Source organism: Pseudoalteromonas sp. PAR1 (genome assembly GCF_947311895.1).
Lineage (GTDB): Bacteria > Pseudomonadota > Gammaproteobacteria > Enterobacterales > Alteromonadaceae > Pseudoalteromonas > Pseudoalteromonas lipolytica_C.
Genome location: NZ_CAMZMY010000007.1, coordinates 175,475 through 187,988, shown reverse-complemented (window position 1 = coordinate 187,988; position 12,514 = coordinate 175,475). Strand labels below are relative to the sequence as shown.

Here is a 12,514-nt window from a genome sequence, read left to right as displayed (position 1 = left end):
AATTACAGTACAACTTCTGTTATTATCGACCCCATTAATAAGTACTAATTATTTGCTAAAGGACTAAAAATGGGGTCGGCACTTTCACCCTTACGCGATAATGTTATTTTTGTTGGCGAATGGCAACTTAATATAAAACAGCAAACTATCAGTGACGGTGTTCACACCCGCGAATTAGAACCTTTGCTTTTTAAATTACTCTGCTTTTTTATTGAAAATAACGAGCGAATAATTACTCGCCAAGAACTGGTTGAAAATATTTGGCAACAAAGTTTTGTTGATGACAATGCTATAAACCGAGCTATCTCTGAACTAAGAAAAGTACTCAAATCAGAGAAACAGCCAGGTCAAACCATTAAAACCCATTATCGTAAAGGCTACAGCTTATTCATTGCAGTGCGACCTCTTGAGCAGGCACCTATTGCTGAACCAGTAGTAGCGGCAAATGAAGAAGCAAAACCTCACCTATACACTAACACCATCAGCGAGAAAAACACTCACTCATCGCGCTGGCCATGGCCTTTTGTTGCCTTAGTATTAAGTTTATTGATTGCTGCCACCTGGTTGTATATACAACAGCCCCAAGCCAATGTCGAAGCCCAAGAGCAAGCACCATTTTTAGATCTTCAAGCCGAAACCATTACTTGGCATAAAGGCACGCACTATCGGTTATTGCTAAGCCAAGACAAAACGAAACTGGCTTACATACTGCAAAATGATAAGAAACACCTTTATGTTGTCGACTTAACAACTAAACGAGAGTACCAGATTGCATCAGGGGAGCTATTTTTACAAGGTTGGTCTGAAGACGGTGAACGCTTATTTTATGGTTCATGTGAAGGGGATGATTACAACGATTGTATTACTTGGCAAGCGAGTAACCTGCTATCTAACGAAGCACTAATAAAGCCTCGAACAAATCAATCTGTACTAAACCGCACCCCAAGCCAATACATGGAAGTCGGCAATGTGGCAATTACAAGGCGCAATAATTACCGTGGTTTAACTCACCTATATGCTTTGTATGCACAAGATTTAAAAACAGGTGAAGAGATTCGCATTACCTCACCTAATATTACAGGCACGGGTGACTTTATATTAACGACGATTCAAAACCCTAGCCGCATTATTTTTGAACGCCATAATGTTGCCCAAGCAGAAATTTACATGGCTAATTTAGACGGCAGCTCACTAAAGCTATTAACAACTAACAATTACCGCTCTTGGGCTGCGACTTACGATGAGCAAAGCAACTCGCTTGTTTGGTATAACCGCGGTAAATTGACGATTGAATCATTTTCGTTTGATACCATGAGCCGTGGGCAACCTATTAAAGCCCCTGTAAAACGAGCCAATTACGCTTACCCTCTTAATAAACATAGCGTGCTAATTAGCACAGATATACACGACAGTGATGCAGCTTTATTTGACTTAAAATCAAAACAAATGAGCTATATTGCGACTGCAAATAAGCATGAGGATGACTTAGTTGCATTAACTAATAATGATGTGTATTTCGCTGACTTTGAATACTACAAACGCCAACACTGGCTTCGAAAAGACAACCAATATATCGATATAACCGATAAACTTGGTGAAGATACTGCGATTATTGCTGCAAATAGTAGCAGTAGTAAGCTTGTTAGCTTTAATAAAACCAATCAGCAATTAACGCTACTAAATGCGAATGACTTTTCAGAAATTAAGCATTGGACGCTACCAGGGAACACTAAACTGGCGGCTGTCAGAGGTAATAAGATTGCCGTTATTTATACCGAGCTTAGTAGCCTGCAAAACCAAATAATGATTTTGCATACTAACAGCGATGAAGTTGTCAAAAGTACCATCGACACCCCTTTGGCAATTGCTTGGTATGACGAAACTCAGCTAATAGTGCATTCTAAATATGAAAAATACCTGCTTTTAGATAGTGACAGCAATACTTACAGTGAACTAACAACGCCAGATAAGTTAACCGAGCTGAAGCCTTCAATTATCTCAATGACAAGCAACCAACACAGCTTGTATATTGCCACGGAAACTGAAGTGTATAGCATTAAATTAGCAAACCTGCAGGATGTCGAATTAGCTCTGCAAATGCAGCCTTTGCACTTTATTAGCCAGCTCAATGCAAGTAATGACAAGCTCGCAATTTCATTCTTAACAGCAAACAGTCAAAACAGCATTGAGCTTTACACAGAAAAAAGCGCTGAATAAATCCGCTATTTTAACTGCTTTAAAATACCTTGCTCGATATCTGCTTGGTTATAAACCCCGGTATCGAGCACCCAACCTGTTACTAAGTTAGCAGGTGTTACATCAAACGCGGGGTTATAAACCTGTGCATTAGTCGGTGCCCACATTGCTTCACCAAAACTACCACTAACACCGCGCACTTCATTTACACTGCGCTGCTCAATTTCAATGTCATTACCACATGTCGTTTGCGTATCAAGCGTAGTCAATGGCGCAACAACATAAAATGGAATGTTATGAAAATGCGCTAATACAGCAAGATTATAAGTGCCCACTTTGTTAGCAAAATCACCGTTTGCAGCAATGCGATCAGCGCCTACAAAAATCTTATCAACCTTACCTGCCGCCATTAAGCTAGCTGCCATGTTATCGCAAATCAAAGTATAAGGAATTTGCCAACGCTCAAGTTCAAAGGCAGTTAAACGGCCACCTTGCAGTAATGGTCTAGTCTCATCAACCCAAACATGAATATCACCATAGCGTTGCTGCGCTTTATAAATCACTCCTAATGCAGTACCCACACCTGCTGTTGCTAATGCGCCAGTATTGCAATGAGTTAAAATATTGTCGCCTTTGGCCACCAAAGCCGCCCCACGTTCAGCCATACTATCGCAAAGTGCAATATCTTCTTTAAATAACTGTTCAGCAGTCGCGACAACAGCAGCAACATAATCAGTCTCTGTCAGTGCTGTACGTAACTTGGCCATACAGTGCATTAGATTAACAGCTGTTGGACGGGTTGCTTCTAGCTCATCTATGGCGATAGCGAGTGAGGCTTGGCTCATGCCCTGCTCTGCTAAATGTGCAACGAGTAAACTAGCGCCTAAACCTATTAACGGTGCACCACGAATTTTCAGTGTCAAAATTAAATCTTTCATCGTTTCAACATCATTGCACACATGCCAATGCTGTTGATGTGGCAACAAATACTGGTCAAGTACGGTTAATGTACCTTGCTGATATTTAATACTACTCGCGATGAGATCTTGCATACTGAATCCGAATTACTAATGAAAAACTAATTTAAGTGAATAGTTATTTTACATCAGTTTTGACAACTAACAAGCTAGATGTATGGACATCTAAATGGTTACAAGTATAGAATGCTTAAAGTTTATTGTTTTATGAGATAGAGCCATGGCTGATTACACCGCCTTCACTTCAGAGCATGCTGTTGATTACATTAAAGAACTTGTTAAAAGTGAACTGATTTCAGTTTTCCCTGCTGATGCAATACTGACTGCATACGAGTTTGGAGACGGAAACTTAAATCTGGTTTTTCGTGTAACGGATCAACACAATAATAGTGTTATTTTAAAACAAGCCCTTCCCTATGCTCGTTGCGTAGGCGAATCATGGCCATTATCACTTGATCGCGCACGCATAGAAGCTGATGTGCTCATTAATCACGGTGCCTTATGCCCAGAACATACTGTCGCTATTTTGCACCATAATGCAGAACTTGCCTTAACAGTGCTGGAAGATTTAGGGCATTTGCAGATTTTACGAGGCGCGCAAATCAACGCAGAGCAATTTCCGCTACTGGCAAGTCATGTCGCACTGTATTTGAGTCGTACTGGTTTTTATAACTCAGACTTCTATTTATCTGCTGAAGATAAAAAAGCCAAAGTAAGTCAGTTTATCAACCCTGATTTATGTAAGATCACTGAAGATTTATTCTTTACTGACCCTTACATTGAGCATGAGCGCAATAATTTCCCTGCTGAGCTTAATGAGCACGTCGAAAGCATTCGCAATAATGACGCTTTAAAACTAGCCGCAGCCAAATTAAAAGCTAAATTCTTATCTTGTCCGCAAACTTTATTACACGGTGATATGCATAGCGGCAGTATTTTTGTCGATACAAACACCACCAAAATGATCGACCCAGAGTTCGGATTTTTTGGCCCTGTTGGTTTCGATATCGGCTCTTTTATGGGTAATTTATTACTTAATTACTGCGCGCAAAATGGCCGTATTACAAATCAGGCAGCACGCCGTCAATATCAAACCCACCTTCTAACTTGCTTGCAGGATTGTTACAGCCAATTTGAACAACATTGGCTAACCCTAGCAAGTAACGAAGCAACAGATATTAGCTTTGCAAACCGCGCTTTTACTGAAGATTATTTACAACAAGTATTACACGATGCGATTGGTTACTGTGGCGCTGAGCTTATTCGCCGCACCATAGGTTTAGCCCATGTTGCCGATATCGATGGCATTGACGATGTAAATGCTCGCCTTGCTGTGCAACAACAAACGCTGGTACTCGGTGAGCAATTAATGCTTAACGCGACAAGCTGCAATAATAAAGATGAGTTTTTCTCTTTACTGGTTAGCTTGCTAAACTAAAAATAAAGGCGCTAAATGCGCCTTTCTAAATACTTTACTTATAATGCTCGTACATTTTATCGAGCGGCTCAGACAAGCCATTTTCTTGCACTACGCGCACATGATGACGAGCCAATTCTCTGGCACTGGATACACCACATGAATGGGCAATCAAACCTGCCCCGTAATGAATATATTTATTATAGTTAGCAACACGCTGAGCCTTGTCTGTGACATCTAAACCTCGTTGTAAGCGCTCATTGTGGGTTGTAATACCTGTAGGGCAAGTATCTTTATTACATTGTAGAGCTTGAATACAGCCAAGCGAGAACATGTGACCACGAGCCGAAACAATAAAGTCAGCACCCAGCGCTAATGCCCAAGCAACTTTTGATGGCACAATTAACTTACCCGATGCAATAACCTTTACACGCTCTCTTAGACCATGTTTTTTCAAAAGGTCCACAACAAGAGGTAAGCTTTCACGCAGCGGTAAACCGACAGAGTCCATTAACGGCTGAGGCGCTGCGCCCGTTCCACCGTCGGCACTATCAATCGTGATAAAATCAGGCGCTGATTCAATACCTCGATTATTAATTTCACTGAACAAGGTTTCAAGCCAAGTGTATTCACCAATAACTGCTTTAAAACCTGTTGGTTTACCTGTTGTTTCTCGAACTGTCGAAATCATATCGAGTAAGTGGGCTGGTTCTTTTATTTCTGGATGGCCATTAGGGCTAATCGAGTCATGCCCTTCAGGGATCCCCCGAATTTTGGCGATTTCAGCGGTCACTTTACGCCCAGGCAACATACCGCCTTTGCCCGGTTTTGCGCCTTGGCTCATTTTAATTTCGAACATCTTAACTTGTTCATGCTCGGCAATTGCTTTTAGCTTTTCTAAACTTAGCTTTCCTTGCTCATCACGCACACCATATTTTGCCGTACCTATCTGAAATACAATATCAGCTCCCCCTTCGAGATGATAAGGACTCAGTCCACCTTCCCCCGTATTCATCCAACAACCGGCTAATTTTGCACCTCGTGATAAAGCACGCACAGCGGGTTTTGATAAAGCGCCAAAACTCATGCCCGAAATATTGAATAATGCATTGGTAGAATAGGGCTTCTCACAGTATGGACCTAAGGTGACATAACTTGGCTCTAACGCCTCTTCATCCAGTTTTGGGAAGGCGCAGTTCATAAACATCACAGTCCCTGTGGCTTCTAGGCTTTGTGTTGAACCAAACGCAGTAGTGCGATCAACATTTTTTGCTGCGCGATAAACCCAGCTTCGCTCTGCGCGGTTAAATGGTAACTCTTCCCTATCCATAGCAAAGAAGTACTGACGAAAGAATTCACCTTGGCGTTCAAAGAAATAGCGAAAACGTCCTATCACCGGGTAATTACGGCGAATCGCCTGCTTAGATTGCGTCACATCACTAATGTAAAAGCACACAATCACCAGTAATCCGATCCCTAGTGCAAAAATAAATAAACTGGCAAATACATCGATACTAAAAATTATAAAATCACTCATCCAAGGCCCCTTTGTGAAATGACATCTTTCAAAGCATATAAGGTGTTTATATTACGTGCAATAAACAAAAAAGGCGTGATGTAAATCACGCCTTTTCGTCTTTTATACTGCTATGCTGCTCGTTTGGCTAATTCAGCTTTAATGTAAAGTTGAATTTGCTCTTCGAGCACTGACATTGGCACTGAGCCATGTCGTAATATTTGATGGTGAAATTCACGAATATCGAAATCTTGACCAAGTGCTTGCTCAGCTTCGTGGCGTAAACGTTTAATGGTTAGCTCACCAATTTTGTATGACAATGCTTGTGCAGGCCATGAAATATAACGGTCAGTTTCGGTCTTCACGTTATGCAATGAAAGCGCGGTGTTTTCGCTCATAAACTGCATTGCGCGTTCGCGGCTCCAGCCATACATATGCATACCTGTATCAACCACTAAACGTGCTGCACGCCACATTTCATAAGTCAAACGACCAAAATCACTGTATGGGTCTTGATAAAAGCCCGCTTCGATACCTAAAAACTCCGAATATAGGCCCCAACCTTCACCAAATGCCGACAAATATGCATTACGACGGTAGCTTGGCAATGACTCAAGCTCAGCATTAAGTGAAATTTGTAAATGATGCCCTGGTACAGCTTCGTGCAAAGTTAATGCTTCAAGTACATACAACGGGCGCTTATCTAACGCATAGGTATTAACCCAGTAGTAACCCGCTTGGTCATCACGACGAGACCCTGAGTAACGGCCGGTTGTATATTTTGGAGCTATGCTCGCTGGCACCGGTGCAACACCATACGGCATTCTCGGCAAGGTGTGGAACAACTTAGGTAACTGCGCATCCATTTTCTTGGCAATGTAAGACGCTTCTTTTAGTAGCTCTTCAGGTGTTTTTGCGTAAAATTGCGGATCAGTACGTAAAAAGTGGACAAAATCAGCAAACGAGCCTTCAAAGCCTACTTGCTCAATAATTTTTTCCATTTCTGCACGAATACGCGCGACTTCTTGTAAACCCAACTCATGAATTTCTTTTGGCGTCATATCTGTGGTGGTGTAGTACCTTGCGCGATTTTCGTAAAACGCTTTACCGTTTGGCGTACTTGAAATACCAATTTCTGTACGTGCACCCGGTTGATATTCATTATTAAAGAAGGTTAAGTAACCTTGATAAGCTGGAATAACCTGCTCTTTGATAATGGTTTGCGCTTGCTTTTGTAGAGCTGCAAATTCGCTATCGCTCAGGCCCGCAGTGTTATTTAAAAATGGTTTGTAGAATTCAGACTTAGTAGCATCATCAACAATATAAGCCGTGATTGAGTCTTGATAGCCTTCTAACACAGCCTTAGGTTGAGTTAGCCCCACCTCAAGCCCTTTGCGCATCCAACCGATATTTTGTGAGAAATAGCGGGGAATTTGCTGCAATTTTGCAAGATATAGCTGGTAATCTTTTGCTTTTGTGTAATCTGAGCTGGAAATCATAAATGATAAGCTAGAGTGAAAACCGTACTCAGAAGTCAGCGGCATATAGTGCGCATTAAACACATATTCATCGACACTATTTTGCACTTGGCCACGCAAAATAGTCAGGTTAATGCGATTTTCTTCCGATAATTTATCACGGTCGATAGCGTCTAGCTCGGCAAGTAATTGAGTATTCTTTTTGTACTTTTTCTCTAAAAATTCAGCCGACAAGTTTTCCAGTAAATAACCGTCAACGCCATTTTCCTTTCCATAAGGGCTAATACTTTGACGATAGTTAACAATTTCTTCTGCAACTTGATTAAACTGCTGATCAGCGTCAATTTTGGTAACCTGACAGGCACTTAAAGTGCAAGCTAACGCAACAGCAATTAGCGATCGATTTACAGTTTGCGATAATGAGTGTTTCATAACTTTCTTATTCGTTTTGATCTGTGCAGCTAAATTAGCTCAGCTCAGATTAAAACCCAAGCAAATGCGACCAAGCTCAGATTAATTACGCTCAAATAAACGCCCAACAAACGCAACGAATGAACAAGCTTTAAACAATTTATGCTTATACATGGCAAAGTTGTAGAGAAAATCAGCTAATAGACCCAAACAAAACAAATTTAAGTTCCAAATTTGGCAATTTTGCTTTTAAATAGACTGATTACAGATTACTGTAGACTCAGTATTTATGCTTGGAAGCAAATGCACTTTAGGGACAAGATGATTAATTAGTTGATATGCGTATTTAGTGGTATTGAAAAATGATGTTCCATGATTCCATGGCTATTGCTCAAGAAAAAATGACGAAGGTATGTATCTTTTTAGAACATCATTCATTACCGCCGTCACCACTTAACTACCACGTCGTTTACACCTATGTCAGCCAAGCTAACCAAAAACTCAATACCGCAATAGACCGTGCTATTGCTCAAAAGAAAACGATCGACAGCGTTTACGTAGAACAACTGTATTTCGATTTTATGGAACAAGGCTATAAAATGAATACAGCAATTGTTCGTAATGTCGACTCCGTTATAAACTCATTATCTCGTAATGCGAATACAAACGAGCAAAACATGATCCGCTTTGCTGATCAAGTTACTGATTGCGTGCATGCCATAGATGAAAACAACCTAGAGCAAACTCGCCACGCACTGAAAATGCTTAGCAAGCAGTCTGAAGTATTACTAAATCAGCACCGACAATTTAAACAAGAAATCGCAAAAGCTAAATCACTCCAAGAAAAAACCCAAAAACAGCTCACTCAACTTCGTAAACAACACATCACTGATCCACAAACCGGATTATATAAACGCCATTACTTAAACCAGCAAACGCAATTATGGATTGGGCAAAACAAGGCGGTGTGTGCCATATCAATTCAAATTGAAAACCTTGATCACTTTATAAGCAACTATGGTGATGTGATTGGTGAAGTGATTTTGAGTAAAGTTGCCAAACAAGTTCAAAAGTATGTATTAGAGAGCGGTTTACCGGGTCGTACTGGCAAAGACGAATTTACTATCCTTCTTGCTGACATTGAGCCTGAAACAGCAAATTTAATCGCTGAAAAAGTACGTAATGGTGTTGAAAAGCTGCGTTTTGTTAGTTCAAAAAATGGCACCAAATTACCTGCTATCACGCTCGCTTTGGGTATAGCAAAGCACGAAGAAGGTAATGATTTTAATTACCTAGCACGAAAAGCCTCATTAGCAGCAGCAAAAGCAAAATCATTGGGTCAGAGTAGCTATATTGCAGGTCAATAACATCTAATCCTGTTCTAAGTCATTAAATACAACGCTAATCTGATGATTTAGTTATAATCAAATTGCACCCCATAGCTACAATCAAGTACACTAGTCTTTATTGCCACGATAGAGATTAATCATGAACGAGAATCAAGAAAAGACCACGCATTTTGGCTATAAAACCGTTGCTGAAAACGACAAAGCATCGATGGTTGCTGATGTATTTCACTCAGTCGCAGCAAAATATGACGTTATGAATGACTTAATGTCATTCGGTATTCATCGTTTATGGAAACGCCAAACTATTGCAAGTTCAGGTGTTCGTAAAGGCCACTACGTATTAGACCTTGCAGGCGGTACTGGCGATTTAACCGCTAAATTTAGTCAGTTAGTTGGCGAAACCGGTCAAGTTATCTTAGGCGATATTAACTCTTCAATGCTCAAAGTTGGTCGCGAAAAACTTCGCAACTTAGGCCGCGTAGGCAATATTGAATACGTGCAAATGAATGCAGAAGCATTGCCATTTCCAGATAACAGCTTTGACTTAATCACGATTGCATTTGGGCTACGTAATGTCACCGATAAAGATAAAGCATTACGTTCAATGTACCGCATCCTTAAGCCTGGTGGTCGCTTGCTAGTGCTTGAGTTTTCTAAGCCTGAGCATGAAGTGCTGAGCAAAGCGTATGACTTTTACTCATTCAATATCTTACCTAAAATGGGTGAACTGGTAGCGAATGACAGCGAGTCTTATCAGTATCTTGCTGAATCAATCCGTATGCACCCAGATCAAGAAACGTTAAAGGCTATGATGGAAGATGCCGGCTTTGAACAAACCACTTATCAAAATCTAACGGGTGGTATTGTTGCTTTACACCGTGGTTTTAAATATTAAACCTAAGCAGGTAATGTGATGTTAGCTAACGCTCTGTTGTCACTTGTAGAACGCATTATTAATCATGTGTTGCAATTAGATCCCGCTGTTAAAAACAAGCTTGCCAGCATTGCTGACAAGCAACTTTTAATTGAAATACGCGATTGGCAACAGTCAATTTTGTGCGTTTACAGCGACGAGCAAATTCACTTATACAGTACGCAAGAGCGCAGTTTTGACTGCATGATCAGCGCCGATATCAACACCTTGTTGGCCCTTAAAGATCCATCAATGCTTACCCAACTAATTCGCCAAGATAAACTCGATTTACAAGGCGATTTAAATCTTGCGCAAGGCTTTAGCAATGCGTTTGCAGAGCTTAATATTGACTGGCCTGAACACTTTTCTCGTTATATTGGCGATGCCCCAGCGCAGCAACTATGGCTCTCTTTACAAGCCTTAAAACGCCGTGGGCTACAAACAAAAAGTAAGCTAGAAAATACCTTAACAGCGCTTTGCCAAGATGAGCTAGCGGTGACGATTCACCCACTAGAACTTGCTGAATTCAAACAGCAAAATCGCCAATTAAAAAGCCAAGTATCTCAATTAGAGATGCGAATTAACGCGCTGTTACAGTCACGCTAATGCGCTAAGGAACTTGTGTGTCGTCTGCTCGTCTTTATTACATCACAAAAACGCTACTGAGCTATGGCTTAGACGAATTAATTCCGCGAAAAAGAGTACCTTGGTTTGCAAAGCTCGCCCGTGGCAGCTTATTTTGGTTACGTAACCAGCATAAAGATAAACCTGCTGGTATGCGCCTTCGACTTGCTTTGCAAGAACTTGGCCCGGTGTGGATCAAGTTTGGGCAAATGCTATCGACACGCCGTGATTTACTCCCTCATGATGTCGCGTTAGAGCTTGCATTACTTCAAGATCAGGTTGAACCATTTGAAGGTGAGCTTGCTCAGCAACTTATCGAAAAAGCACTGGGTATTAATGATATCAGTGAGTTGTTTAGTGACTTTTCGCAAACACCTCTGGCTTCAGCTTCGATTGCTCAAGTTCACACAGCAACCTTAATTGATGAGCATGGCGCACCTCAAGATGTTGTCATTAAGGTCATTCGCCCAAATATTAAAGAGCAAATTGATGCCGACTTAATGCTAATGCAAAAAGTCGCACGCTTAGTTGCTAAATTATTAAAAGAAGCAAAACGTTTGCGCCCTATCGAGGTTGTAAACGAATACAAAAAAACCTTGCTGGATGAGCTCGACTTAATGCGCGAGGGGGCTAATGCGATTCAGCTACGCCGTAACTTTGAAGATTCTGAATCACTCTACATTCCTTTTGTTTACAGCGATTTTAGCCGTAATAACGTATTAGTTATGGAGCGTATTTACGGTATTCCAGTGTCAGATACCGACGCACTGCTTGCACAAAATACCAATATGCAGCTGCTGGCTGAACGCGGTGTCGAAGTGTTTTTCACGCAAGTTTTCCGTGACAGTTTTTTCCATGCAGATATGCACCCGGGTAATATCTTCGTGTCTCGTGAAAACCCACACAACCCAAAATACATCGGCATTGATTGCGGTATTGTAGGCACCCTTAATCGCGAAGATAAGCGTTATTTAGCAGAAAACTTTATTGCCTTTTTCAATCGTGATTACCGCCAAGTAGCGCAACTGCACGTTGATTCTGGCTGGGTACCCGCCGATACCAGCATTGAAGAGTTTGAATTTGCGATTCGTACCGTATGTGAGCCAATTTTCAATAAACCACTGGCAGAAATTTCTTTTGGTCATGTGTTAGTCAACCTGTTTAATACGGCTCGTCGCTTTAATATGCAGGTTCAACCACAATTAGTGTTACTACAAAAGACGCTGTTGTATGTTGAAGGCCTTGGCAGACAACTGTATCCGCAGCTTGATTTATGGAAAACCGCTAAACCTTTTCTAGAAGATTGGGTCAAAGAACAAGTTGGTCCGCTTGCTGTAATGAAAAAAATGTATGCGAATTTGCCATTTTGGGCAGAAAAAATGCCCGAATTACCAGATTTAATTTATCAAAACTTAAAACGTCAACAACAACCTGTACAATTGCCAGCACCGCAATCAGCTAAGCCTTTGTTACTAAGTATCTTTGCTGGTAGCTGTTTGATTGTTTCAGGCTTATGTTATTTACAGCATGACCTAGTCGCCAGTGCAATTACGGCAGGCCTTGCTGTAGCAGGCTTTATTGCAGCATGGCGTAGCGCATAAACTAAGTGCTATTTATGTTTTGGTGAGTATAA

The 12,514-nt window shown here is 41.1% G+C and carries 9 protein-coding genes; 6 read left to right on the top strand and 3 right to left on the bottom strand.

Translation table 11 applies throughout. The features are described from left to right. Positions 1-69 precede the first annotated feature (69 nt). A complete protein-coding gene (locus QL229_RS08170; protein WP_281546753.1) occupies positions 70-2,217 on the top strand; it encodes a winged helix-turn-helix domain-containing protein in 2,148 nt (715 codons plus the stop codon). A 5-nt stretch (positions 2,218-2,222) separates the two neighbouring features. Here the strand turns inward: QL229_RS08170 and mtnA are convergent, their stop codons facing one another. Beyond that, positions 2,223-3,248 (bottom strand): S-methyl-5-thioribose-1-phosphate isomerase, encoded by a 1,026-nt coding sequence (gene mtnA / locus QL229_RS08165; RefSeq protein WP_281546752.1) that lies wholly within the window; start codon positions 3,246-3,248, stop codon positions 2,223-2,225. Between the two features lie 145 nt (positions 3,249-3,393). On the opposite strand from mtnA, the gene mtnK reads away from it, so the two are divergent. Then, positions 3,394-4,611, top strand: coding sequence for an S-methyl-5-thioribose kinase (mtnK, locus tag QL229_RS08160; RefSeq protein ID WP_135922963.1), 1,218 nt, complete (start codon positions 3,394-3,396; stop codon positions 4,609-4,611). 34 nt (positions 4,612-4,645) lie between these two features. On the opposite strand, the gene QL229_RS08155 is transcribed toward mtnK, so the two are convergent. Both QL229_RS08155 and QL229_RS08150 read right to left on the bottom strand, forming a co-directional pair. Then, positions 4,646-6,127: an FMN-binding glutamate synthase family protein gene (locus tag QL229_RS08155; RefSeq protein ID WP_281546751.1), complete on the bottom strand. Its 1,482-nt coding sequence runs from the start codon at positions 6,125-6,127 to the stop codon at positions 4,646-4,648. Between the two features lie 110 nt (positions 6,128-6,237). Continuing rightward, complete coding sequence (locus QL229_RS08150) at positions 6,238-8,016, bottom strand: DUF885 domain-containing protein (protein ID WP_281546750.1); 1,779 nt, start codon at positions 8,014-8,016, stop codon at positions 6,238-6,240. 359 nt (positions 8,017-8,375) lie between these two features. Between QL229_RS08150 and QL229_RS08145 the strand changes: the two genes are divergently transcribed. The 4 genes from QL229_RS08145 to ubiB all read left to right on the top strand — a co-directional run bounded on the left by QL229_RS08145 (position 8,376) and on the right by ubiB (position 12,482). After that, the gene (locus QL229_RS08145; protein ID WP_135926202.1) at positions 8,376-9,362 is read left to right on the top strand and encodes a GGDEF domain-containing protein; all 987 of its coding nucleotides are present in this window, start codon (positions 8,376-8,378) and stop codon (positions 9,360-9,362) included. Between the two features lie 121 nt (positions 9,363-9,483). Then, a complete protein-coding gene (ubiE, locus tag QL229_RS08140) occupies positions 9,484-10,239 on the top strand; it encodes a bifunctional demethylmenaquinone methyltransferase/2-methoxy-6-polyprenyl-1,4-benzoquinol methylase UbiE (protein WP_135922969.1) in 756 nt (251 codons plus the stop codon). Between the two features lie 18 nt (positions 10,240-10,257). After that, positions 10,258-10,863: an SCP2 sterol-binding domain-containing protein gene (locus QL229_RS08135; protein ID WP_135922970.1), complete on the top strand. Its 606-nt coding sequence runs from the start codon at positions 10,258-10,260 to the stop codon at positions 10,861-10,863. Positions 10,864-10,880: 17 nt separating this feature from the next. Beyond that, positions 10,881-12,482, top strand: coding sequence for a ubiquinone biosynthesis regulatory protein kinase UbiB (ubiB, locus tag QL229_RS08130; protein WP_281546749.1), 1,602 nt, complete (start codon positions 10,881-10,883; stop codon positions 12,480-12,482). Positions 12,483-12,514 lie beyond the last annotated feature (32 nt).